Annotated in this window: 18 protein-coding genes and 1 riboswitch; of the genes, 7 read left to right on the forward strand and 11 right to left on the reverse strand. The window is 68.3% G+C overall.

Annotated features, from left to right (window positions below):
- Nucleotides 1-110: 110 nt before the first annotated feature.
- Nucleotides 111-1,535 carry an aldehyde dehydrogenase family protein gene (locus RDCOP1_RS10715; RefSeq protein WP_072700179.1) on the forward strand — a complete coding sequence of 475 codons (1,425 nt, stop codon included), beginning with the start codon at nucleotides 111-113 and terminating at the stop codon, nucleotides 1,533-1,535.
- 64 nt (nucleotides 1,536-1,599) lie between these two features.
- On the opposite strand, the gene RDCOP1_RS10720 is transcribed toward RDCOP1_RS10715, so the two are convergent.
- Nucleotides 1,600-1,896, reverse strand: coding sequence for a chorismate mutase (locus tag RDCOP1_RS10720; protein ID WP_072700181.1), 297 nt, complete (start codon nucleotides 1,894-1,896; stop codon nucleotides 1,600-1,602).
- A gap of 389 nt (nucleotides 1,897-2,285) precedes the next feature.
- Between RDCOP1_RS10720 and RDCOP1_RS10725 the strand changes: the two genes are divergently transcribed.
- Together RDCOP1_RS10725 and RDCOP1_RS10730 are read left to right on the forward strand one after the other, a co-directional pair.
- Nucleotides 2,286-3,104 carry a hypothetical protein gene (locus RDCOP1_RS10725; RefSeq protein ID WP_072700183.1) on the forward strand — a complete coding sequence of 273 codons (819 nt, stop codon included), beginning with the start codon at nucleotides 2,286-2,288 and terminating at the stop codon, nucleotides 3,102-3,104.
- A gap of 140 nt (nucleotides 3,105-3,244) precedes the next feature.
- Nucleotides 3,245-4,429 (forward strand): thiolase family protein, encoded by a 1,185-nt coding sequence (locus RDCOP1_RS10730; protein ID WP_072700185.1) that lies wholly within the window; start codon nucleotides 3,245-3,247, stop codon nucleotides 4,427-4,429.
- A 56-nt stretch (nucleotides 4,430-4,485) separates the two neighbouring features.
- Here the strand turns inward: RDCOP1_RS10730 and RDCOP1_RS10735 are convergent, their stop codons facing one another.
- Genes RDCOP1_RS10735 through RDCOP1_RS10745 form a run of 3 tightly spaced genes read right to left on the reverse strand, consistent with a single transcriptional unit; the run spans nucleotide 4,486 to nucleotide 11,263 of the window.
- Complete coding sequence (locus tag RDCOP1_RS10735) at nucleotides 4,486-8,640, reverse strand: TIGR02680 family protein (RefSeq protein ID WP_072700187.1); 4,155 nt, start codon at nucleotides 8,638-8,640, stop codon at nucleotides 4,486-4,488.
- Nucleotides 8,637-9,773 carry a TIGR02678 family protein gene (locus RDCOP1_RS10740; protein ID WP_072700189.1) on the reverse strand — a complete coding sequence of 379 codons (1,137 nt, stop codon included), beginning with the start codon at nucleotides 9,771-9,773 and terminating at the stop codon, nucleotides 8,637-8,639. Before RDCOP1_RS10740 ends, RDCOP1_RS10735 begins: the two co-directional genes overlap by 4 nt.
- Nucleotides 9,770-11,263, reverse strand: a complete 1,494-nt coding sequence (locus RDCOP1_RS10745; protein WP_072700191.1) for a TIGR02677 family protein — start codon at nucleotides 11,261-11,263, stop codon at nucleotides 9,770-9,772. Before RDCOP1_RS10745 ends, RDCOP1_RS10740 begins: the two co-directional genes overlap by 4 nt.
- Before the next feature lie 194 nt (nucleotides 11,264-11,457).
- Between RDCOP1_RS10745 and RDCOP1_RS10750 the strand changes: the two genes are divergently transcribed.
- Together RDCOP1_RS10750 and RDCOP1_RS10755 are read left to right on the forward strand one after the other, a co-directional pair.
- Complete coding sequence (locus RDCOP1_RS10750; RefSeq protein ID WP_072700193.1) at nucleotides 11,458-11,949, forward strand: MarR family winged helix-turn-helix transcriptional regulator; 492 nt, start codon at nucleotides 11,458-11,460, stop codon at nucleotides 11,947-11,949.
- A complete protein-coding gene (locus tag RDCOP1_RS10755; RefSeq protein ID WP_072700195.1) occupies nucleotides 11,942-13,732 on the forward strand; it encodes an AMP-dependent synthetase/ligase in 1,791 nt (596 codons plus the stop codon). The genes RDCOP1_RS10750 and RDCOP1_RS10755 overlap by 8 nt, the downstream gene beginning before the upstream one ends.
- 51 nt (nucleotides 13,733-13,783) lie before the next feature.
- Here RDCOP1_RS10755 and malQ read toward each other — a convergent pair whose 3' ends face one another.
- From malQ to RDCOP1_RS10770, 3 genes are all read right to left on the reverse strand, one after another.
- Complete coding sequence (gene malQ, locus RDCOP1_RS10760; RefSeq protein ID WP_072700197.1) at nucleotides 13,784-15,910, reverse strand: 4-alpha-glucanotransferase; 2,127 nt, start codon at nucleotides 15,908-15,910, stop codon at nucleotides 13,784-13,786.
- Nucleotides 15,911-15,975: 65 nt separating this feature from the next.
- Complete coding sequence (locus tag RDCOP1_RS10765) at nucleotides 15,976-17,364, reverse strand: TY-Chap domain-containing protein (protein WP_072700199.1); 1,389 nt, start codon at nucleotides 17,362-17,364, stop codon at nucleotides 15,976-15,978.
- Between the two features lie 201 nt (nucleotides 17,365-17,565).
- Complete coding sequence (locus RDCOP1_RS10770; protein ID WP_072700201.1) at nucleotides 17,566-18,555, reverse strand: alpha/beta hydrolase; 990 nt, start codon at nucleotides 18,553-18,555, stop codon at nucleotides 17,566-17,568.
- 248 nt (nucleotides 18,556-18,803) lie between these two features.
- On the opposite strand from RDCOP1_RS10770, the gene RDCOP1_RS10775 reads away from it, so the two are divergent.
- Entirely contained in the window at nucleotides 18,804-20,192 is a 1,389-nt protein-coding gene (locus tag RDCOP1_RS10775; RefSeq protein ID WP_174555799.1) for a WS/DGAT/MGAT family O-acyltransferase, read from the forward strand.
- A 51-nt stretch (nucleotides 20,193-20,243) separates the two neighbouring features.
- On the opposite strand, the gene RDCOP1_RS10780 is transcribed toward RDCOP1_RS10775, so the two are convergent.
- The 4 genes from RDCOP1_RS10780 to RDCOP1_RS10795 form a co-directional block, all read right to left on the reverse strand.
- The gene (locus RDCOP1_RS10780) at nucleotides 20,244-21,041 is read right to left on the reverse strand and encodes an ABC transporter ATP-binding protein (protein ID WP_072700466.1); all 798 of its coding nucleotides are present in this window, start codon (nucleotides 21,039-21,041) and stop codon (nucleotides 20,244-20,246) included.
- Nucleotides 21,038-21,844 (reverse strand): ABC transporter permease, encoded by an 807-nt coding sequence (locus RDCOP1_RS10785; RefSeq protein ID WP_072700205.1) that lies wholly within the window; start codon nucleotides 21,842-21,844, stop codon nucleotides 21,038-21,040. The genes RDCOP1_RS10780 and RDCOP1_RS10785 overlap by 4 nt, the downstream gene beginning before the upstream one ends.
- Complete coding sequence (locus tag RDCOP1_RS10790) at nucleotides 21,825-22,838, reverse strand: ABC transporter substrate-binding protein (protein WP_072700464.1); 1,014 nt, start codon at nucleotides 22,836-22,838, stop codon at nucleotides 21,825-21,827. Before RDCOP1_RS10790 ends, RDCOP1_RS10785 begins: the two co-directional genes overlap by 20 nt.
- Nucleotides 22,835-23,548, reverse strand: coding sequence for a TenA family protein (locus RDCOP1_RS10795; protein ID WP_072700207.1), 714 nt, complete (start codon nucleotides 23,546-23,548; stop codon nucleotides 22,835-22,837). Before RDCOP1_RS10795 ends, RDCOP1_RS10790 begins: the two co-directional genes overlap by 4 nt.
- A riboswitch (TPP riboswitch) is annotated at nucleotides 23,541-23,637 on the reverse strand. It overlaps the preceding gene by 8 nt.
- 157 nt (nucleotides 23,638-23,794) lie before the next feature.
- On the opposite strand from RDCOP1_RS10795, the gene RDCOP1_RS10800 reads away from it, so the two are divergent.
- Nucleotides 23,795-24,088 (forward strand): hypothetical protein, encoded by a 294-nt coding sequence (locus RDCOP1_RS10800; RefSeq protein WP_072700209.1) that lies wholly within the window; start codon nucleotides 23,795-23,797, stop codon nucleotides 24,086-24,088.
- The last annotated feature ends 88 nt before the right edge of the window (nucleotides 24,089-24,176 follow it).

Below are 24,176 nucleotides of genomic sequence, written 5' to 3' on the forward strand. Positions count from 1 at the left end.
CACCGACGACACCTCCGGCGCGACTCCTGCCGAGCAGCCGATGCCACGCCCCGGCGCGACTTCCTTCGATACGCTGCGCCGAAAGAGACGCACGACACACGGAGGCGCGCATGACCGGAATTCTGGACCGCACGCAGATCTACATCGGCGGGCAGTGGGTGGCGTCGGAAGGACCCGGCCGCATCGAGGTACACGACCCGGCGACCGAGGAGACCATCGCCGAGGTGGCCGAGGGAACCGCCGGCGACGTCGATCGCGCGGTGGCCGCGGCGAAGGAGGCGTTTCCGGGGTGGTCGTCGCTGAGCGGCGCGGCGCGCGGCGCTTACCTCGAGAAGGTGTCCGCTCTGGCGAACGAACGGGCCGCGGAACTGACCGCCGTCGTCTCGCAGGACATGGGGATGCCGACGAAGCTCGCCGCCGCCGTCCAGGTGGGGATGCCGCTGAAGAACATCGCGGCCTACGCGTCACTCGCCGCCGAATACGACTTCGACGACCGGGAGATCGGCAACGCTCTCGTTGTGCGCGAACCCATCGGCGTCGTCGGTGCCATCACCCCGTGGAACTATCCGCTGCATCAGGTCGTCCTCAAGGTGTTCGCCGCGCTCGCGGCCGGATGCACCGTGGTCCTCAAGCCGACCGAGGTCGCGCCGCTGGTGAGCTACGCGCTCGTCGACATCGCACACGAGGCCGGACTGCCCGCCGGGGTCTTCAACGTGGTCAGCGGATACGGACCGGTCGTGGGTGAAGCCCTCGCGGCACATCCCGACGTCGACATGGTGTCGTTCACCGGTTCGACTCGCGCGGGCAAGCGGGTCGCGACGGTCGCGGCCGAGACCGTGAAGAAGGTGGCGCTCGAACTCGGCGGCAAGTCCGCCAACATCATCCTCGACGACGCCGATTTCGCGACGGCCGTCGCCGACGGGGTGAGCAAGTGTTTCCTCAATTCAGGGCAGACCTGTACCGCGCTGACCCGCATGCTCGTTCCCGCCGAGCGGGTGCCGGAAGTCGCGGCGCTGGCGGAGCAGACGGCACGTAACTTCACCGTCGGGCATCCGGGTGATCCCTCGTCGAAACTCGGCCCACTCGTAAGCGCCACACAGCAGTCGCGTGTGCGCTCGTACATCGACAAGGGCGTAGCAGAGGGCGCGGAACTCGTACTCGACGGCCGCGACACCGGGCTCGACACCGGATACTTCGTCGGCCCCACCGTGTTCTCCGGGGTCACCGAGGAGATGACCATCGCGCGCGAGGAGATTTTCGGGCCCGTCTTGTCGATCATGGGTTACCGCGACGAGGACGACGCGGTACGCATTGCCAACAACAGCGAGTACGGGTTGTCCGGAGGGGTGTGGTCGGGCGACGCTCAGCGCGCCGAGTCCGTGGCCCGGCGGATCCGGACGGGCCAGGTGTACATCAACGGGGGAGCGTTCAACACCGACGCACCGTTCGGCGGCTACAAGCAGTCCGGCATCGGCAGGGAAGGCGGCGTGTTCGGTCTCGAGGAGTTCCTCGAGATCAAGACCATCCTGCGCTGACGCCCCACGCACGACGAAGCCCCCGCACCTCGAGGGCGGGGGCTTCGTGTGGTCTGACGGGCGCTCAGCCCCGGCGCGTGCGTCCGAGGCGCAGCAGCGTCATGGCAAGCGTGTTGCCGTCGGCCCCGAGTTCGCCGAAACGATCGAGGACCGCCATCTCCTCGGCCTGGGCCTCGCGGCTCGCGCCGGATTCCTTCGCCACGGCGCCGATGCGCTGTGCCAGTTCCGCGCGTCGCTTGATCACGTCGAGAATCTGGGCGTCGAGCTCCTGAACCTGTGCGAACAGCGTCCCGAGTTCAGCTTCGGCCGCCGATGCAGTGCCCTGAGTGTCGATGCCAGGCGAATCAAGCTGGACAGTCATGCAGATCCTCCGGTCTCGTCTGAATCGTTGTAGATAGTGTCGCGTTCCTCACCGGAGGTGTTACTCATCCACACAGAGAAATCTCCGGAACCCGCTTACGCCACCGCTCCGACCGTCTGAAAATGCCACATGAACTGGCGTAACACTACAACTGACCGGTAAGTATGGTAATCGTCACATTTTCGTCTGCCGACCGGGGTGCCTACCCGCGGGCCTTCATCCTCTCCCACCCCGATCACCGATGGCCGGTCCCGGTCGACCGTTCAGGTAGCGTCGGGCTCCGACCGGCACAGGCCGGGGGCGTCGGGGCTCCTGGCAGACCGGAGGGGAGACCGATGCGACGAACATACGTTCGGCGGGGTAGAGACGGAGAAACCGACAGTACTCGGGTGACTCCGGAACGCCCCCCGGAATGGCCGCGACAGAACTGGAACACGCCGGCGACCGTGGCGACGGGGGCCGCTGCCCTCGTGGGTTTCGCCGCGCTGTGGGGAGGATCGCGCGCTGCCGCGGCGGGGTCCGGGGGCGAGGCGCGCTTCTTCCTCATCCTCGCGGTACTCATGCTCCTCACCGCAACGTTCGGGGCGGTGTACTGGTGGCCGGAACGACGTGAACCGAAGGTTCGGTACACGGAAGCAGGCGGTCGCGGAACGACCGAGGTGCAGGCGCGCAGGGCCGTCTTCTCGCTGCTCGTCACCATGGTCGGCTGCGCGGCAGCGCTGTCGCTCGGTGCCGCCGTCGAGGTGTCCCTCACCAACGGTGGGCTCACCCTGGTCAGCGCGTCGCTGGCAGTGCTCGGAGCCGTCTGCGTCATTTTTCTCGCCGAAGTGGCATTCGGCAGAATCCGGGCGGGAGCACTGACGCTCGGCCCCGACGGGATCAGGCATCGCGGGTGGTTTGTGGAGTCCTACCTTCCGTGGGTGTCGGTGGCGGGCCTTCGCGCCGTGCATCACGGCTACCCCGAGATGTGGGTGGAGGGCACGGAGACTGCTGCGTGGGCACGCCGCCGGACCAGCAAGATCTTCCGGCTCGAATCGATCCCCACCACCCCGCGGATCGTGGTCGACTCCCGGCGGTTCGACATCGACGCCACGCTTCTGTATCGCGTCCTCGAGCTCTACGTGGGACGACCGGATCTGCGTGCCGAACTCGGCACCCAGCACGCGGCGACGCGCATCCACCGCGGTGAGTTGACCCCTCCCGAGTGAGAGCCCGGTAGCGCTCGCGAGTCGAGACACCCGGTGTCGTAACATCCGTCACGGATTTCCTATGCGACCAGCCACATCGGATTGCGGTTCGGAACGTCGGCGTCGCGGAACAACGGTGTTTCGACAGATAGGACGAGAACATGAGTACTCCGGAACCGATCGTCATCATCGACGGTGCACGTACCCCGGTCGGCAGTTTCGGTGGGGCGTTCAAGGACGTTCCCGCCCACGAACTCGGCGCGACGGCGGTACGCGCGGCTCTCGAGCGTGCCGGGGTCGCCCCGGAGAACATCGACGAAGTGATCATGGGGTGCATCGGCCAGGTCGGTGCGGACGCCTACAACGCGCGCCGGGTCACCCTCGCTGCGGGACTGCCGGTCGAGACGCCCGCGCTCACCGTCAACCGGCTCTGTGGGTCCGGACTCCAGGCCGTGTGGTCCGCCGCTCAGGAGATTCGCTGGGGCACCGCCGACATCGCCGTCGCCGGTGGCGACGAAAGCATGTCCCGCATGCCGTTCTACGACTTCGGCGCCCGCAACGGTTACAAGCTGGGCAATCGCGAACTCGTCGACGGCACCGTCGGCATGCTCACCGACCCGTTCAGCAACCTCCACATGGGTGTCACCGCCGAGAACGTCGCCCGCGAATACGGCGTCACCCGCGACGAGCAGGACGCCTTCGCTGTCGAATCGCAGCGCCGCGCCGCCACCGACGCCGCCAAGGCTGCCTTCGCCGAGGAGATCACCCCGGTCGAGATCGGCGGACGCAAGCCCGTCACCGTCACCGAGGACGAGCATCCCAAGCCCGGCACCACCGTCGAAACCCTCGGCAAGCTGCGGTCCGCCTTCATCAAGGACGGCACGGTGACCGCAGGTAACGCCTCAGGTATCAACGACGGTGCCGCTGCCCTCGTGCTCGCACGCGAGTCGGTGGCACGCGAGCGCGGCCTCAGCGGCTCGGTGGTCCTCGAAGCCGTCACCACCGCGGCGATGGATCCGCAGCTCATGGGCTATGCGCCGACGTTCGCGCTGCGCAAGCTGTTCGCGCAGACCGGTACCTCCCCGGCCGACATCGGCATCGTCGAGCTCAACGAGGCCTTCGCGTCGCAGGCGATCGCCGTGATGCGCGACGCGAAGCTCGATCCGGAGAAGACGAACCCGTACGGCGGTGCGATCGCCCTCGGTCACCCCGTCGGCGCGACCGGCGCGATCCTCACTCTGCGTGTCGCGAAGGATCTCGTTCGCCGCGACCTCGAACTGGGCGTCGTCACGATGTGCATCGGTGGCGGGCAGGCGCTCGCTGCGCTGCTGCGCCGTGTGAACTGAGGAGAGAGCTTCACAGACCGGGGCCGGGCGACGAGATCGCCCGGCCCCGGTCTGTGTCACGACTCGGCGGGTCGGACGAGGCGGTTGCGTCCGTCCCAGTGCACCCGGGTGGTGACCGCCGATCCGTCCTCGAGCCGGCGCACCTCGTAGATGTCGAGGGCCGGCACACCCGGCACGCAGCCCCACAGTGCGTGCCCGGTCATCACGAAGTCGATGTCCTGGCGCACGAGCAGTCCCATGAGCTCACCGATGGTCGGTTCGTCGATCTTCGCGAAGGCATCGTCGAGCAGGACGAGCCGCAGGGCCAGATCGGTGTCGGGCAGACCGGACAGGTAACCGTCCGCGGCGGCGAACAACGAGACGTACGAGACGAACCTGGTCTCACCCTGGGAGATCTTGGCGCGGGTGGAGATCCTGCGTTCTTGATCGGGTTCGGGGCCGACGATCGTCACCTCGACGGTGTGCCACTTCCGGTAGTCCAGTGCCTCCGACAGATGCGTGGCGTATCCGGCCGACGGATCGGTCGCGTGCGACGCCTCAACCCGACGGCGCAGCAACTCGAGCAGTTCTTCGCTGTCGCCCGGTGACCGCGTTCCGGTCAGCAGACGGGTCACGAGCGCCGCGTCGGCGTCCTCCCGCACCGGACGCCACGCGATCCGCACTCCGATCCCGTGGGTCGTGCGACTACCAGCCAGGCTCGTGTTCATCGCAGCGACGAGTTGTTCGGCCTGGGTGATGCGCCGGCGTAGTTCGTCGGCGACGCCGCCCAGCACGAAACCGGTGAACACGTCGCGTTCACGCTGGGACAGCGCGCGGCTCTCGTCCTCGGCCCGCTTGGTGAGTTCCGCCAGCACCCCGGTGGGCGTGGAGTCGTCGCCGACGCCGCCGATCCCGACCACGTGCGCGGACTCGGTGACGGTGTGCCGGACTTCGAGGCGGTCGGAGATGTCGCGGTCGAATCGTTGCAAGGCCGCGAGAATCCGGTTGTCGCCCGTCCCGGTGCTCGCCGGCAGTACGTTCAGCAGTGCCTGGGCGGCGGTGCGGACGTGGTCCGGGTCGTCGAGGTGGGCGAGCGGTTCGGCCGGAACGTCGGCGGCCGCACTGATCTCGGGCAACTGCACCTGCGCCGACAACCGGCCCGCGGCCGCCGTGAGTTCGTCGCGGTCGCGGCGGAGACGTTCACGCACGGTCGCGCATCGTTGGAGGACTTCGGCGACGGCCTTGCCGAGATGTTCGCGGTGGGTGACGGTGCGTCGGCACTGCTCTTCCGTGCGTGCGCGTTCGGTGTCGGAGTTGCGCAGTTCCCGAGCGAGATCGGCCGTATCGACGTCGAGTGCCTCGGCCTGTGCGGCAACGACCGCAGCCTTGCCGTGCCACTCGTGCCAGCACGATTCGGCGTTCTCCTCCGCCTCGACCCGCACGCCGGAGGCTGATGCGAAACGGTCGACGGCGAGAGTGAACCTGGCTCGCGCGGAAAGGACCTCACCGATGTCGCGCGCCAACTCCAGGCAGGTCTTCTCGGCGACTGCGCAGGTGTCGACGACCTCCTCGAGATCCGGCACGTCTCGCGGCAGCGCGAAGTGGAGGCAGGTGGCGCGGTGGGTGTCGAGGTCGGTGGACCATTGGCTCCGCAGCGTCGCGGCGTGTTTTCTGAGTTCGGTCGCGGCGGCGGCGCTGCTGCGCGCACGCCGGTCGGCCTCCCGGTAGCGGTGTAGCGCCTCGTCGAGGGCGCCGGTGGTGGGGGCGGACGACGTGTGCGCGTACCACCGTGACGGATGTGCCGTCGCGTCACCGCGTCCGGCTGTCCGGACCTCCTCGGCCAGATCCAGTGCGGCGAGATCCGCGGTGATCTCGTCGATCCGGATGCGCCGGGCCGCCGTCGCGGCGTCGCGGGCCGCGGCGCCGATGTACCGGGTGGACTCGGCGGTGTGCCGGCCACGCAGTACCCCGTTGTGCCAGCGACCGTCCCGCGACACCGACGCGACCGCAGCGGCGTCTTCGAAACCGATCGCGGACAGCACAGCCGTGATCGCGGTGAGCGGTACCTCCGTGTCAGGGCTGGGGACGAGCACCGTCGACAGCGGTTGCCGCGGCAGTTCGCCGCGGGGAGAGACGAGTACCTGACCGGTGTGCGCGCGCAACCGGCCTTCGCCGTCGACGGTCGCGGTCAGGAAACCGGCTGCGAGCAGTGCCGCTTCGATGCCGATGCGGTCGTCGTCGCCGAGGGTGTCGGCGAACTCGACTGCCTGCCAGAGAGGTACGCCGTCGCTCTCGGATTGCCACGGCGCGCCCTCAGGCGTCCCGTCGTCGCTTTCGAGTGCTGCCTGTTCTTCTGTCAGTGCGCGGCGCCGGGACTCTGCCACGAGGTTCTGGGGAGGCGCGACCGCGGTCTCGCCCAGGACTTCCGGCGCCGCATCGGCCGCGGCGGCCGGGAGTGCGGCGAGTTCCGACAGGATCGGATCGGCCCGGCTGCCGGGGTCGGTATCGATGTCGGTGACGGACTCGAGGTGCGCCGACAAGCGGCGCATCAACGTCACGGCGTCGAGGTCGGGCAGGAGCGCGGACGTCGAATCCGAGGTGAGCCACTCACGCCACCCGTGCCGCAACGAGAGTGCGGCGTCGTCGAGCCTGGCCGCGGCGTCGGCTCGCGCAGCGGCGTCGCGTTCGGCTTCCCCCGCGGCTCGCTCGGCGGTTGTCTCCGCCTCGCGTACGCCGCGCCCGGAGAGATCGAGCCGCCGCGCTTCGCCGAGTCGGCGGGTGGCCTGTTCGCGCCGGCGCCTGGCTGCCGCTGCCGCCTGTTCGGCTGCCGCACGGGCATCCTCGCAGTGCTCGGGGACGAGTTTGACCCGGGCGACCGTCGGGCGCGGCGCGGACTCGGGTGTCGCGTCACGGTCGGTACGGATCGGGTGCAGGCCCGAAGCCTCCCGCTCGATCTCGAGACGGATGTCGGCGGGAAGCGCGCCGTGGGGAACCGTGGCGGTGGTGAGTTCACGTTTCGCCAGCGCGAGCCGCTCGGTGGCCTGCCCGACCGCCGCCGACAACTCGTCCAGAAGTTCTCCGGCACGGTCGGATTCGAGGCGCTCGTGGGCACGTGCCCGCGAGGCCGCGGAAATTGCCTGATCCGCGGCGAGTCCCAGAGCGTCGACGGCGAGCTGACGCTGGGCGAGATCGTCTGCGGTGCGGAACAGCTCGTGTGTCTCGAGTCCGCGCATCGCGCGCTCGAGTTCGGCGAGCTGATCGCGGCGTTCACGGAGTCGTGTCTCGGCCGCGGCGGCCTGGGTGTCGAGATCGGCAGCGTCGGCTTCGGCGGCCGCAAGTTCACGTTCGGTGTCGGACACCCGGTCGGCCGCGGCGACCGCAGCTTCGGCACTCGCCCGCAGCAGGTCGGCGGCGTAACGGCGGTAGACGGCGTGGAACTGGCGTACCCGCGTCAGAGACGCCTCGAGCTGCGCTTGCGCCCGGCGGCTCTCCCCGAGCAGATCGAGTTGGCTACCCGCTTCCAGCAGCATGTTGTCGGCGAGCGGAGGAAGGGCGTCCGAGAGGATCTGAGGCAGCCTGCCCTCGTCGATCCGGTTGCCGACGTCGGGTGACCGCAGCGTGTGGAGCAATTGCAGCAGCCCGGTGTAGCGATCGCGCCCACCTTCGCCGCGCAACCCGAAGACCAGGTCGCGGACGGTGTCCCGATGCCGCTCGGGTTCGCGGGTGAGCCTGTCCGCGCCGATCCGGCCGGCGAGATCGTCGCGCGAGAGCGGGGACCGGAGATCGTCGACGAGTTGCAGGTCGTGCCCGACACGAAGGTCGCTGGTGAAGAAGTGCACCTCGCTGCGATGCGCGGTCGCGCTGTACCGGATGTGCGCGCCGATGGTGAGATGGCCGGCGGGACGCGCCAACTCGATCCACAGGTACCCGATCCTGTTGGTCTGCCCGCCGGAGCCGGTGCGCATCAGTTCGTCGAGGTCGACCTTTGCGGCGCCGGTGGCATCCATCCGCTTGCGGTCGGCGTCGAGAAGAAACGGCAGGAGCATCTCGAGGGCACGCGACTTGCCCGAACCGTTGGTGCCGCGCAGGATCATCCGGCCGCCCGACAGCGCGAACTCGGTGTCGAGGTAGTGCCACACGTTGACGATTCCCGCTCGCGACAGGCGCCAGCGATCGGGACGGCTTACCGGAACGCCTTCGTCGAGAAGGAGAGCCTCGGAGGAATGGGTCATGTGGCAGATCTTTCGGCGGCAGTGGGGCGGTAACGGGCGGCGGGGGCGGCCAGCATCAGTCCGTCCTCGAAGGGTCGGGCGAGTCCGAGCCGCGCCAGCAGCGACGTGACGTCGCGTCGGAGCAGCGGGACGTCACGGACGTAGTCACGACGCCACGTGCGTGCATGTGTCGCCGCGAGTTCGCCGAGGACGGCGTCGAGGGTGCCGGTGTCGACGTGGAGGTCGTCACCCGGCTCGGTCTCGTACCGGTCGGTGAGTTCGGAGACCAGCAGCAGCGCCGCCTGCTCCAGCGTGCCCGCTCCGGGAAACGGCACGTCGGTGAGTTCCCCGTCGGGGTCGTAGGCCAGAGCACCTTCGGTGCGGACTTCGAGAACGAGTCCGAAGTCCTCGTCGAGGAGGCGTGTCAGCTCGGCCCGGTCGCGTACGAGCACGTCGAGAGCGTCCGCGTCCAGGTCGGCCCGGGCCACGAACGGGTTTTCCACCAGGCGGCGATACAACCGGCGGGTCGGCGGCTCCGGCACCGGTGACGACAGCACCGCTGCCGGTCCGGCTGCCTTGTGCAACGGACCCGACAACAGGTGGGGGAGCAGCGCCCGGTCCACTGTCAGCGTGACCTCGCCGGGGACGTCGGCCTCGTGGCCACCGTCCCCGTCGGACTCACCGAGCACGCCCCACTCCTGAAGTGTGTGCAACGCCGACACCAGGTGCCGGCGTTCGGACAGGGTGTCGCCGAGTTCGATGCCGTGTTCCTCCGCGTCGACGCGAATCCGGTCGACGAGGTTCGAGACGAGAACACGATCCTCCGTACCGGGCGCTAGGAGGGCCGCACACACCAGCGCCAGATACATGTACGCGGTGGCGCCGAACTCGTCCCCGTTGCCTCGACGCAGTGGACGGCTCGGCGCCGACCCCTCGATGGGTGCCTTCGTCAGCCGGACGAACGAGGTATCGACGACGAGCGTGTATCCCAGTCTGTCGGCGAACATGGACTTCAACGACGTGGCGTGCCGTCGGACGAGTTCGAAGGTCTCGGGGTCCTGCGCGGCGGTGAGTATCGGCTGCTGGAGGAGCACCCGGGCCGCGTGACGCCGGCCGGTGGTGTCCTGGGCGACGGTGCCCGTCGAGGTCGTCACGGCATCCCCGTTCTCTGCGAGTCGCTGTCGGTGTGCGCACGGGTACCGCCGGACTCCGAAGCCCGCAACGAGAGCGAGTGCACGGTGAGGTCACCGCTGGGGGAGTGCACCACGGTGTCGGTACCCGGCTCGGCGGTGAGCGAGAAACCGAGATCGTGATCGTCGACGTGCACGGTCCCGTCGACGGATCGATAGCGCGCGAGGAGCGCACCGAGAGCGTCGAGCAGCAGATCGCGGGCGAGATCGGAGATGTGCGCGCCGTTCAGGTCGCCCGCCGTGCAGAGTTCGTGCACCGCCTCGGCCCTCTCCCGCGATTCGCGTGCCGCGAGTGCGTCGGCACGCGAGCGATCGGGCGCCGGATCCGGGATGCGCGCGGTTCGCCCCCGGGGCGAACGGTCGCCACGTTCCCGGAGTGACACCGGGATCTGCACGGGATCGGCTTCCCACCACGAGGTACCCGGTCCGACCCGCGGGTCGGGTTCGTCGGGCCCGAGAAGCAGATGGCGGCTGGGGTACGCGCCGAACGTCGCTGCGAACAGCCGATGGGCCTGCTCGTCGGACGACTCGGCGAACCACCCGGCGAGGCGGAGGAGATCGGCGCGGTGAGAAAAACCCGGCGTCGCCGACGTGAGCCGCCGGGTGTGGATCAGCAGACGGCTCAGCGCGTGCGCCGCCGCGTCGCGCAACCGGCGCGGTCCCGAATCCTCGTCGAACCATTCGGCGAGTTCGTCCCAGTCGCTGCGGCTGCGCCCAGGCGACCTGACGACGCCCGCGGTGTCGGGGAGACCGGTGGCGGGCAGCGCGGCGAGGACCAGGTCGAGCCGGGGCATCAGATCGCCCAGCCGGGTGGCGACGACCGGAGCGTGCTTCGCGACGTCCGAGGTGACGACATCGAGATACTCGAGCAGCAGCAGCTTGAACTCGGTGTACTCGTCGTCGGACAGATCCAGCCGGGCGAGGACACCGCCGAGGTAGGTATAGAAGTCGGCGACACTGTCGGTGAAGTTCCGGTGGTGCGCGAAGAGCCCGGTGACGTGCCCGGCGAGTGCGTCGGGGTCGGCCACGGCGCCCGACTCGCCGACGAGGTCGTCGATGAGGGCGAGGGCATCCGCGATGCAGCCGAGGGATTCGCGCGCGACCTCGCGTGCTCCGTCGCGCGACGACGCCAGCACCGCGGCCTCGCGGTGTACCCGTGCCCCGGAAACGGTGGTGCGGTACCGGGCACGCGCCCGGACGAAGTCGGCGACGGCGTTTCCGCTGGGGTCCCGGCCGGAGGTCGCGAGATTGCCCCAGTGGACGAGTCGGCGGCAGCGTGCCTCGACCACGTCGGCGTGGAGCGGTGTGCCCTTCGAGGCGAGGACCGAGGTGATGTCCGCAGCGGAGAGTTCTGCGAGCAGCAGATCGGAGAAACAGTCCATCACCGCGGTGTAGTCGTCGGCTTCTTCGGCGACCAGATATCGGAACAGGTCTCGGCTGCCCCCATCACCCATCCGAACCCTCCTGTACCTGCGCCGCCACGGTACGGACAGGCTAGCGGTGGGCACCGTCCGGCCGGTGCTCGCCCGGCACCGCCTCGAGACGCGTGACAACGCGTGGGGTTCTCTTCACTACTCCTCGTGGGACGATCGCGGCGACGAGGCCTACCGATTAGTGTCGCAGCACACCCCCCGCTTATAGTTGCCCTGTGCAACACGAGTGGCAGGCCGGGACGCCGGCCCAGACCGAAGTGGCGCAGGTCTACGAAGAGTTCGTGCACCTCGTCCGCTTCCTGACAGCCGGAGAGCGTGCACACGGCAACGCTCTCAGCCTTGCCCAGCACTCCCTGCTCGGATTCATAGCCCGTCATCCGGGCTGCCGTGCCACCGAAGTGTCGGTGAACTTCGGTGTCAACCGCTCGACAGTGTCACGCCAGGTGCGGAACGCCGTCGACGCGGGATGGGTCGAGGCGGAAGCCGGACCGGTAAGGACCGGTAACCCGCTACGGCTCACCGAGCGAGGTCGGGCGATCCTCGACGACACCGTGGTGCGCAGGCACAGCGAGATCCGGGCGGGTCTCGCCGAATGGGAACAGGAAGATCTCGACCGGTTCGTGCACCTTTTGCGCCGCTTCCGAAGCCGCGTGGAATGGGGCACCGCCCGGACTCCCGACCAGAACGATGGAGATATCAGTGCGTGAGTACTCGACCCCTGCCCAGTACACCATCGGTGAGGACGAGTCCGTGGTCCACACGGTCTTCGAACACGCGGAGAAGACCCCGCACCGAGTGATGTATTCGCGCCCGGTGGGCGACGAATGGATCGCCGTGACGGCGGGCCAGTTCGGGGAGCAGGTCAGTGGCGTCGCGAAGGGCCTTATCGCCAACGGCGTCCAGCCGGGCGATCGTGTGGCTCTCCTGTCCGCGACCCGCTACGAGTGGTCGTTGTTCGACTACGCGATCTGGGCTGCCGGTGCCGTGTCGGTGCCGATCTACGACTCGTCGTCGACCGAGCAGATCCGGTGGATCCTCGAGGACTCCGAGGCGTGCCTGGCCATCGTCGAGACCCCGCGACACGAAGCGTTGTTCGTCGACATGCCCGACAGCCTGCGCCGGACCGTGCAGATCGAGGCGGACGCGATCAACATCCTGATCGCCGAGGGCGCAGAGGTCGACGACGCCGAACTGAAGGCGCGTCTGGCGGGTATCCGCTCGGCCGACCTCGCGTCGCTCGTCTACACGTCGGGCACCACCGGACGGCCGAAGGGATGCATGCTCACCCATGCCAACTTCCTCTCCGAGGTGCGCGCGATCCTCACCTCGACGGTCGGCGCCGTCGCGAAGCCGGGGAACCGCGGACTGACCTTCCTGCCGCTCGCCCACGTGCTGGCCCGCGCGGTGTCGCTCGCACTGTTCGAGGGGGGCGCTGCCCAGGCCCACTGGGCGGATTTTTCGACCGTCGCGGGGCAGTTCACCCGCTACTCGCCGAACATCATCCTCGGCGTGCCGCGCGTGTTCGAGAAGGTCCGAGACAGCGCCGCCGCCAAGGCTGCCGCCGGCGGAGCGCTCAAGGGCGGCATCTTCGCGTTCGCCGAGAATACCGCCGTCGCGTACAGCGAGTCCCTCGACCACGGCGGCCCGACCCTGCTGCTCAAGGCCAAGCACCGGCTGGCGGACAAGCTCGTCTACTCCAAGCTGCGTGCAGCGATGGGTAACGAATGCTGGTACGCCATCTCGGGTGGCGGTGCGCTGAGCCCCAAGCTCGGGCACTTCTTCCGGGGTGTCGGCGTCCCGATCTACGAGGGTTACGGTCTGACCGAGACCACCGCCGCGCACAGCGTCAATACGCCCGGGGACCAGAAGATCGGCACCGTCGGCCGGCCGATGGGCGGCAACGCTGCGCGCATCGCCGCGGACGGCGAGATCGAACTGCGCGGGAACGTTCTGTTCAACGGTTACTGGCGCAACGAAGAGGCCACCGCAGAGGTGTTCGACGACGGCTGGTTCCGTTCCGGAGACCTCGGGTCGATCGACGACGACGGCTACGTCTCGATCACCGGACGTAAGAAGGACCTCATCATCACCGCCGGGGGCAAGAACGTCTCGCCCGGTCCTCTCGAGGACCGGATGCGGTCGCACACCATCATCTCGCAGGCGGTCGTGATCGGCGACGGACGCTCGTTCATCACCGCGCTGCTGACCGTCGACCCCGACGTCTTCGAGAACTGGAAGACGGAGAACGGCAAGCCGAGCACGGCCACGATCGCCGATCTGCGTCACGACCCGACGCTCCGCGACGCCCTGCAGACCATCGTCGACGACGCGAACACGATGGTGTCGCACTCGGAGTCGATCAAGAAGTTCGTCGTCCTCGAGCGGGATCTCACCGAGGAAACCGGTGAACTGACGCCGACCCTCAAGATCAAGCGCAACGTCGTCACCGAGCGGTTCGCCGCCGATATCGAGATGCTGTACCGCAAGTAGTAGTCCGGCCACCGCGCAGCCACCCGATCCGGTGATCGGGTGGCTGCGTTGTCAGGACGACTGTTCGGCGGGCGGTGAGAGTGCCGCTGCGAGCGTCGCGAAGCGCTTGTTGTCCGCCAGATCGTCGAGCAGCACCGCCTTGCCGTGCTCGTCGGCGAGCGGGACCCGCCAGTTCGGGTACTCGTCGACGGTGCCGGGCTGATTCTGGCTGCGTCGCTCACCCACCGCGTCGGCGAGCGAAAGTCCCAGCAGTGCAGACGGACTCGTGGCGATCAGCCGGTGCAACGACTCCACCGTGACGGCGTCGCCGGGCTCGTCTCCGGAGACCGGGAATCCGCGCTCGGACGCGAGGCGCAGCACCGCATCACGCGCGACCGCCTCGTCGGCAAGTTCGGTGGCGAGGTCGCGCTCGAGCAGGCCGAGCGCCGACCGCAACGTGATGTGTTCGGCAGCCAGGTAACCGGATGTCGGCGGAAGGTCGTGGGTGGTGACCGAGGTCAGGCACAGCCTGCGGTACGTCTCCGGCGCGCGAGGAGTGTCGCCGTCCTTCTCGAACCACAGGATCGACGTGCCCGCGATGCCGCGCCGGAACAGATACTCCTGCACCCATTCTTCGAACACCCCGAGATCCTCACCGATCACCACAGCGTCGGCGCGTTGCGCCTCGAGCGCGAGAATGCCGATCAAAGCCTCGTGGTTGCTCCGCACATAGGCACCGTCGGCGGGGGAGAACCCCTCGGGCACCCACCACGTGCGGAACAGACCGAGAATGTGGTCGACCCGCACGCCGCCCGCATGACGCAGTGCCGACCGGACCACATCGCGGTACGGGCGGTAACCCACTTCCGCGAGGCGGTCGGGTCGCCACGGAGGCTGATTCCAGTTCTGCCCGTTGCGGTTGAAGTCGTCTGCGGGCGCACCTCCCGTGACACCGGAGGCGAGGACATCGCCGAGTGTCCACGCGTCGGCGCCGTCTCGTCGTACCCCGACTGCCAGGTCGTGCACGATCCCGATCCCGAGCCCGGCGGCGTGTGCGCTCTCCTGCGCCGAGGTGAGTTGCCCGTCGCACACCCACTGCAGCCAGCGATAGAAGTCGATCCGGCCGGCCAGTTTCTCCCGCAGTTCTTCGATGCCGGGGTGGTCGGGCGACGGTGCGTGGGTGCGCCACTGCGACGGTCGTGAACCGAACTTCTCCGCCAGCGCACACCACAGCGCGAAATCGTCGAGCGCTGTGCCTCTTTCGGCGCAGAAGGCGTCGAACCGTGCTTGCCGGGCGGGGCCGCGGGGAACGCGGTACACCTGCTCGAGCACGTCCAGCTTCGCCCGATACGTGGTGTCCCGATCCAGTTGCGTCGCCTTCTTGTTCACCTTCGTGAAGCGCGCTGCGTTCTCGTCCAGCTTGGCGCGCTGCTTGCGGGGCAGGTACGCGGATTCGGGAACGTCCTCCACTCGCACGTACAGCGGGTCGACGAACCGGCGTGACGACGGAAGGTACGGCGACGGCTCGTGCGGAGGTACCGGTTCGGCGGCGTGCACCGGATTGATCAGCACGAAATCTCCGCCGTACCCGGCAGTGACGGCCGCGAGATCGGCGAGGTCTGCGAAGTCCCCGATCCCCCACGACCGGCGCGATCGCACCGAATACAGCTGAGCTGCAAGACCCCAGCGTTGCCGTTGCAGGATCCGGTCGGCTGTCGCCAGACGAGTCGGCGTCACCACCAGAGTCGCTGTGCCCTCGATGTCGTTGCTGCGGGCATGCAGCGTGTGCCAGCCGAGAGGCAGCCGCGGTACTGCGAAGGTGGCGCGGCCGACGAGCCGGCCGTCCACGACGCGCGGGTCGACCCAGATATCGAGTTGTTCGGCCTCGATCTCGTCGCCGTCCTCACTGACGACCCACACCGAGACAGGGTCGCCGTGCGGCACGTGGACGGGAAAGGAGCGTTCCTCGTGCTCCGTGAGCACCAGGGACGGCGGCAGCATCTGCCGCCACGGCCGGTCGGGCACATCGGCGAGCGACGCGGCGATCTCCTCCGGGGTGCCGGCAGGTATATCCAGAGCAGCGAGGATCCGTTGCAGCGTCTGTTCGGAGACGTCGTGCTCGTTACCGTCCCAGCCGACGTAGGTGGTGGAGATCCCGTGGTGGCCGGCCAGTTCGCGCAGCTTTTCCGTCGACGTCACGATGACGAATCATGCCAGCAAAGCGGGCGCGTCGCAGACGCGGACCCGTTGACCTGCCCCGGCGTTCACTCCCCGAAACCGTCGAACAGGGTCGGTTCGTCGGGGTTGTCGAACAGGGCGGGCTGGTCGGGCGGAAGCGGCTTCGAGCGGGCGGCACGCTGCTTGGGATCGTCGCCTCGCCGCTCGACGAGTTCGAGTGCCGCCACCAGCGATCGGCCGGTGAGTTCCCATTCGTGCGCCTTCGCGTCGGCCTCGGCCACCCCGTCGTCCATGCCGGACGCGGCGCGCGCCAGCGCTTCGCTCGTCCAGCCGACCTGCTGTTCGTTGCTCAGGTCGAGGAACTGCCGCAACTGCTCGGCTTCCCAGTCGCCGATTGCCGCGACCGTCTTGGCGGGCACATCGATTCGGCCCTCGAGGTGGAAGTCGCGCAGTGCCAACAGCGGCAAGGGGAGATCCTCTTCCCCCTCGGGCGTCCACGGCGGATCCTCGAACGACTCCGGGACGCACTCATGGTCGGGTACCTGTTCGCGCAGCAGCATTCCGCCGACGTGGGAGGCGAAGCCGTTGTCGACGGTCTCGAGGAACTGGGCCAGCCCGTCGAGCGCCGACACCAGGTGTGCGGGCACGAACGGTGAGGCGGGCAGGTGGTTCACCACCGCGACGCGGTCGTCGACGAGGACGAATTTGAGGTGGGGCCATCGCCGGTTCAGATCGGACACCACTTCCGCAGCGCGGGTGCGGCCGGTGATGGAGTGGACGATCGGTGCGAACAGGTCGACGGTCGCGCCGCCCGGACCGACACCGACGAAGACCAGAACACCGTCGATCTTGAGGACCAGATCGCCGTCTTCGTCCCACGCGGGGCACTCGCCGATGCGGTCGTGCACGGTGGATTCGATCAACTCGCGGATGTGCTCCTCGCTCGCGGGCTCGACGGCGAGCTGGGGATGCGCAGCCGGACGGGCCTCGGGCTGGGGGCCGGGTGGATCGAACACCGGTGTGTGCCCGGCACCGAAGGTTTCGGACCGCAGGAACAGCGGGTGCGGTACGCCCCAGACCTCGCGCAGCGCGCGAACGGAGAGCTCTGCCAGCTGATCGGACCACGACAGCGGGCGGTCGATCCAGAACGCGGGAGAACCACCGTCCTCCGGGTCGTCCGCACCACGTGACGGTGCGTTCAGACCGAGATCGAGCAGGAACGCTTCGTCTTCCGGGCGCAATCGGCGGTCGTGCGCGAGATGGCTGTTGGACGGCACCTCGCAGCGCACCTGGTCCTCGTTCCACGCGTAGAACTGGACGCAGGGTCCGGCGGGCCCGGCCGACTCCTCGGCGAGCGGTTCGAGCACCAGGCCGTCACCGTCCTGCATTGCGGCGACGTGATCGGCCAGCCGCGCGCGGAATCCGCGCCACGCCAGGTCCACGTCGCGGTCGAACCGGTTGTGCGCCTCGGCCATGATCGGCCCCCTTCCTTGCTCCGGTCCCTTCTCAGGGCTTCGACCCGTGCCAAAAAACACTAGTCGCCCCCACCGACACCGTGCTCGGCACACCGGACGAAGCGCAGAGCGGAGCCGGAGGGTCCGGCAGCACACGATCCCTCACACCGGCGCGACCCGCCACCGGGACGGCGACGGAACGCGCCGGACGAGTGAGGATCGTCAGGCGAGGGAACGAACGAAGCGCCCGATCTCGGAGATCGCGCGGCCGCCCTCGGGGACCGCTCCGGCGGCAGCCTGGAACACGTGGATCTGCTTCTCCCAGACCTGCACCTGCGCGGGAACCCCCGCCGCCTCGAGTCGCTCGCCCATCGTCACGGCGTCGGTGTACACCATCTCTTCGGATCCGGTCTGGATGAGCGCGGGAGGCATGCCCGCGAGGTCGAGATCGACGGGCGAGGACACCGGTTCGTATCCGTCACCTCCGCGGCGCTCGGCGCGCCGGACGAGGGTGAGCAGAGCCGGGACTGCCCGACGCGGAAACAACGCGCACCGGTAGGAATTGGGATGTTCCATCTTGGGGAGCGGGTCGAGGTCGGTGAGCGGTGACAACGCGACGGTGCCGGCCACCCGCCCGAGCCCGAGGCGCAATGCCTCGTGCGCAACCGCGAAGGTGAGAAAGCCTCCCGCAGAGTCTCCCGCGACGACAATCCGTTCGATCGGATATCCGTGGGACATCAACCAGCGCAGACCCGAGATTCCGTCCTCGACCGCCCGGCGGATGGGATGCCGGGGAAGCATGCGGTAGTCGACGGCAAGCACCGGTGCCCGGGTCGATGCCGAGATCCTGGAAACGAGGTTGCGGTGGGTTGCGAGGCCGCAGCACACGAACGCGCCGCCGTGCAGATAGAGGATCGCCTGGTGCTCGCCCGCGTCGGGGGTGTAGAGGAACTCCGCTGCGCACTCGGCCAACCGGACGCGGTGGCGACGGGTGCCGTGAACGGGCCGGACCGTGACGGCGGCCCGGTCGACCAGCGGTGCCGGCCACGGCAGGGACGGGGTGACCGCCCATGCCTCGATGAACGGCCGGATGGTGCGCCGCACGGACATCGACAGCGCGCGCGACTGGAAGCTCACACCGGCGAATTCCTGCACGAGCGGGGCGGGGCGCAGCGGCGGTGATGCTGCCGCATCCGCGCTCGAGTCCGTCATGCCCGACACGCCCGGGACCCACCTGCCCGGAATCGTCGGGTCCGGTACAGCACTGCACATCACCGGCACCTCCTTGTACCGCTCTTGTACCGCTGCACCTGCGGGCAATACCTCTCGCCCCGGCGCCGGGGTGCCGCGCGTCCGGATCGGAACGCGCGAACCCCCGGATTTCGAGAGTACGCCGGACGTACGATGAATGTGACGCTCGTTACAATCCGAGCGCGACGATGGGGGGCGCAGTGGGGATCATGCCCGTGACCGATTCGGTCTTCTTGCTCGCCGAATCCAGAGAGCATCCGATGCACGTGGGATCGCTCGAGATATTCACCCCGCCGGAGGGTGCGGGACCGGACTACGTGTCCGACCTGTACGCGAAATTCCTCGAGACCGAAGTCGTCGACGAGGTGTTCCGCAAGCGGCCCGGGCATCCGGTGTCTAGTCTCGGATACCTGTGGTGGTCCGTCGACGAGGACGTGGACCTCGAATATCACGTGCGGCACTCGGCGCTGCCGGTGTCCGGGCGGTCCACCGACCTGTTCGCCCTCGTCTCCCGCCTGCACGGCACGCTCCTCGACCGGCATCGCCCGCTGTGGGAGATGTACCTCGTCGAAGGGGTCGAGGGCGGGCGATTCGCGGTGTACACGAAGACGCACCACTCGCTCATGGACGGCGTGACGGCTCTTCGGCTCCTGCATCGCACGCTCGACCCCGATCCGGATTCCGAGGCGCGGGTGCCATGGAACCTGCCGGAGCGGGCGCGCCCACGGACCGCACACACCGCCGCCGCACCGGCGAACGGCCTGGCACCCGTTCCGGCGGCCCTTCTCGTCGCGGCCCGCGGATTGGCCGGGGATGCCGCCGAGGCTGCCGCGGGCGTGTGGCGGGTGGCGCGGACGGTGCTGGGGCAGCGCAGCGTCGCGCTTCCGTTCGAGGCGCCCCGATCGATCTTCAACGTCCCGATCGGCGGCGCGCGGCGGTTTGCGTCGCAATCGTGGCCTCTCGACCGCATCGCCCGGGTCCGCGACGAAGCAGACGCGAGTTTCAACGACGTCGTACTGGCGATGTGCTCCGGCGCCCTCCGCGCTTTTCTCCTCGAACTCGACGCGCTGCCCGAGGATCCTCTCGTCGCGATGGTGCCGGTGTCGTTGCGCACCGCCGAGCGGATCGACGCCGGAGGGAACTCGGTGGGGGTGACGCTGTGCAATCTCGGCACCGATTCACCCGACCCGGTCGAACGACTCCGGGTGATCCGCGCATCGATGAGTGAGGGAAAGGCCCTGTTCCACGGGTTGACGCCGGTCGAGGCCCTGGTGTGGTCGGCGGCCAACATCGCTCCGCTCGGCCTGGCTCCCGTACCCGGATTCGTACGGTTGACACCGCCTCCGTTCAACCTCATCATCTCGAACGTGCCGGGACCGCGAGAACCCCTGTACTGGCAGGGGTCCCGCCTGGAAGGGGTGTATCCCACGTCGGTCGTGCTCGACGGGCAAGCGCTGAACATCACGGTCACCACCACCGCCGGCTCGCTCGACGTCGGAATCGTCGGCTGCCGCCGCACACTCCCGACCTTGCCCCGACTTCTCGCCCACCTCGAGCAGTCGCTCACCGATCTCGAGAAGGCGTTCGCCCCGGAGTGAGTGCGTCCCGAACCGTCCAGCGTCGAAGACGCGCGTCGGTGGCCGCCGGGGTCAGCTCGTCGGCGGCGAGTCGATGCGTGCCGATCGCGTCGGATCGGTGACGGTGAAGCCGCGATCCTCGTGCAGCACCGACACCAATTCGCGCTCCAATGCGACGAATGCGGGCTCGGTAAGCGTCCGGAGGGACCGTGGCCGGTCGAGCGGTACCCGCACCTCGTGACGAATCGTTGCCGGCCGGGCGGAGAGAACGAGCACCCTATCCGACAGCAGCACGGCTTCGCGGACGTCGTGCGTGATCATCAGCACCGTCCACCGGTCGCGCATTCTCACTTCCTGCAACCAGAGTTGCATCTCGGTGCGGGTGAGCGAGTCGAGAGCGCCGAACGGCTCGTCGAGCAACAGCACGTCGCGCCCCTGCAATACGGTCCGGGCGAGTGCGGCCCGTTGCCTCATTCCTCCGGACAACTCGGAGGGTCGCGCCTGCTCGAACCCGGCGAGCCCGAAGGCAGGAAACAACTGGCGCGCTCGGTCGCGGGCCCGCCGTCTCGGTGTGCCCTGTACTTCGAGTCCGAGGGTGCAGTTGTCGAGCACTGTGCGCCACGGAAACAGCAGATCCTTCTGTGGCATCAGTGCCGCACGGCCGGGTGCGGCGGGTGCTCCGCCGACGGTGACGGCTCCGGCGTCGGGCGTGTCGAGTCCGGCGATCAGGCCGAACAGGGTGGACTTGCCCGACCCGCTGGGCCCGATGACCGAGACGAATTCTCCTTCCGCTACGTCGAAGTCGATGCCGTCGAGAACGGTGTTGCCGCCGAAGGACCGGCGCAGTCCGGTCACCGCCACCGCGCTCATGATCGGGTCTCCGGCGACAGCGCCCACGGCGCGACGGCGCGTTCGGCGGCATACGTGAGCACGTACAGGAGCAGGGAGACGGCGGCTGTGACAGCGACCGCGGCGAGCACCAAGTCGGTGCGGAAGGAATTCTTCTGTGTCGCCATGTAGATTCCCAGACCCGAGGTGGCACCGACATATTCGGCGAACACCGCTCCGACCACGGCGTAGGTGATGCCGATGCGAAGCGACGTGAAGAACCGGGGAAGGGCCGACGGTAGACGTACGTACCGAAATTCCTGCCGACGACCGGCGCCCATGCTCCGCAGTAAGGCACTGGCGTCGCGGTCGGCTGCCGCGAAACCCTCGATCAAGCCGATCGTCATCGGGAAGAACGTGGCCAGGGCGATGACGAGGATCTTGGGGAGCAGGCCGAACCCGAACCAAATGATCATCAGGGGCGCGATCGCGATGATCGGGAGGGTCTGCGACACCACGAACAGTGGTACGAACGCGCGCCGCAGCGTGGGCGAGAAGTCCACCGCGACCGCCAGTATCCACGAGACCACAAGGGACACTGCGAATCCTGCGAGAGTGACCTGCAGAGTAGTGGCGGCGTGGCCGGCAAGATCGGCACGATGATCCCAACCCTGTGCCAGAACCCGGCTCGGGGGAGGCAGCACCTGCGGCCGGATGCCACTGGCTCGCACGTACCATTCCCACACGGCGACGAGGAGCAATGCGACCCCGACGGCCGGTAGCAGAGCGCGAAGACGGCCCGATACCGTTGTCCGGCGGGCTTTCTCAGTCGACGAGGTACGCATCGGTGAAGTACTCCGACCAGTCCGGTTCCTCGGTGAGCGTCGCACCGTCCGGTCCGGCGAGGAGCCCCGACTCGAAGAGGAAGCTCGAATACCCGGACCACCGTTCGAGGTCGAGTGTGCCGACCTCTCCGTTCGCGTCGCGCATGTAACTGCCGGACAGTATCTGCTGGCTCTCGAACACGAGCGCCTCGTCGGTGAAGGTGCCCGGCTCGGCATCGATGAGAGCCTGCGCACCGCGTCGGGGATCGTCGGCGGCGATCCGATACCCCTGCTGCAGGGCCTGGACGAATGCCTTCGCGCGGTCGGGGTGTTCCGCGAGCCAGGTCGCGTTGCCGTCGACGACGATCGAGTAGGCGTCGGGGAATCCGTAGTCCGTGGGCGCGAAGTATCGCATGGGAAGTCCGCGGTGTTCGGCCTCGAGACCTTCCCACGCGACGTAGGAGACGGTGAAGTCGGCGGTGCCGGAGTACACGGCCTCGTATGCGGACGTCCCGAGCACGACCGATTCGAATTCGCCTGTGCCGCCGTCGTTGCGTATGACCTGGCGCAGTGTCTCCTCGTCGCCGGGGTCACCGAAACCAGCGTAGGTGCGACCGTCGAGATCTTTGGGCGAGAGAAGGTCGGTGCGGTCGGCCCGCACGCCGATCGCGGTGGCCCGGTGCTGTAGGGGCGCCAGGACGGTCACGGTGTCCGACCCGGCGGAGCGAGAGAAAGTTGCCTGTGAGTGCGTCGAGATCCCGAACTCGGCATTGCCGGCATCGATCAGAAGGTCCGGAGTGGTGTTGTTGTAGGGCAGGATCTGAACGTCGAGACCGGCTTGCTGAAACAACCCTTCCTGGATCGCCACGTAGAGCCCGGTGTGGTTGGTGTTGGGCGTCCAGTCGAGGGCGAACCGGATGGTGTCGTCCGAGGCGGGTTCGTTCGAGCACGCGGGAACGGTGACCACAGCGGCGAGTGCGGTCAGCAGAATCGCGATGCGGTGCCCGAGCCTCATGAGGCGGGCCACGGCTGCGTCGCGAGCGCGTCGGCCCAGAACATCAGTTCGTAGCGCGTGGCGATGGTGAACGCTTCGGCCATCGCCTCGCGCTCGCTGTCCGTGGCGGCGGCCCCCGCGGCGTCGACGAGTTCACGCGCTGCGACGACCGAGTCCTGGAACGCCTCGTCGTCGTATGCGGACACCCACTGCGCGTACGGGTGCGCGGGATCGGCGGAGAGCACGTCCGAGGCACGTTCGGCCAGATCGCGTGCGACCTCGGCGTAGATCCAGAAACAGGGCAGCACCGCTGCGGCGCCGACCGGATACGGCTCGGTGGCGACGGTCGCGGTCAGGTACGACACGTACCCCAGGCACGCCGGGGAGTGGGTGACCGGCCCGGGCGCCGGGGGCAGCAACCCTCCGGTGAGCAGATTGCGGTGGAGCACGGCTTCCTCGGTGGCAGCGGTGGCTGCGCTGGTCGCCCAGAACGCGCCGGCGCCGGGATTCGGCGACTTGGCGGACAGCAAGGCCAGGGCCTTCGCGTATCCCGCGAGGTAGAGCGTGTCCTGTTCGATGTAGAAGCGGAATGCGTCGAGTGGCAGGGTGCCGTCGCCGAGCCGCCGCAGGAACTCCAAGTCGTCGATGGCGGCGCGGAGGGTGCCGGTTCGGTCCCACAAGGTGTCGGTGAAACGAGTGGTCGTCATTGAACTGCACGCAGGCAGGGTCATGCCGAAACATCCCTTCGTCAGAATTACCTGATCAGGTTCGACGGGTGTGTTCTCAGCCCCGCAAATGCGGAGCACCCCGTGTCGGTCTCCGCGACCATAGCACTCTCGTCCGGGGGCTCGAAGCCCCCGGCCTGCTCATCGGCATTCCACGCAATTCGGACCAAACTGTCTGTATGTTGGGGGGAACCGGAACGACCGTTCGACGAAGGCGGGGATGTGCACCAGCTCGAAACCACTTGGCCCGCAATGGCTGAACTCCCACGGTTGCTCGCAGACGCGGTGCAGTGCGAACCGGAGGGGGTCGCGCTGACCCGAGGGTCCACAGTGGTCACCTATACCGAACTGCATCGTGAGGTCGTGGCGCTCGATGCCGCCATGGGCGTACTGCTCGGTCCCGCCTCGCTCGTCCCGATCGCACTGGCCACGGTCCTGCCCGAGCTCTCCGAGACACAGACCGGAGAACTCCGCCGCGCTCTCGACGAGTTGATCTCCTCGCTCGTCGAGCACCGGTGGTCCTGCCGTCAGGCCTGCGCGTCCTGATCTTCCGTCGGTCCGGTGTCGCCGGAGTCGGTCTGCCCGCGTCCTGAGGATTGGTACGTTGGCGACTGATCGGTTCACCGGGAGGTCA

Source organism: Rhodococcus coprophilus NBRC 100603 (assembly GCF_001895045.1).
Lineage (GTDB): Bacteria > Actinomycetota > Actinomycetes > Mycobacteriales > Mycobacteriaceae > Rhodococcus > Rhodococcus coprophilus.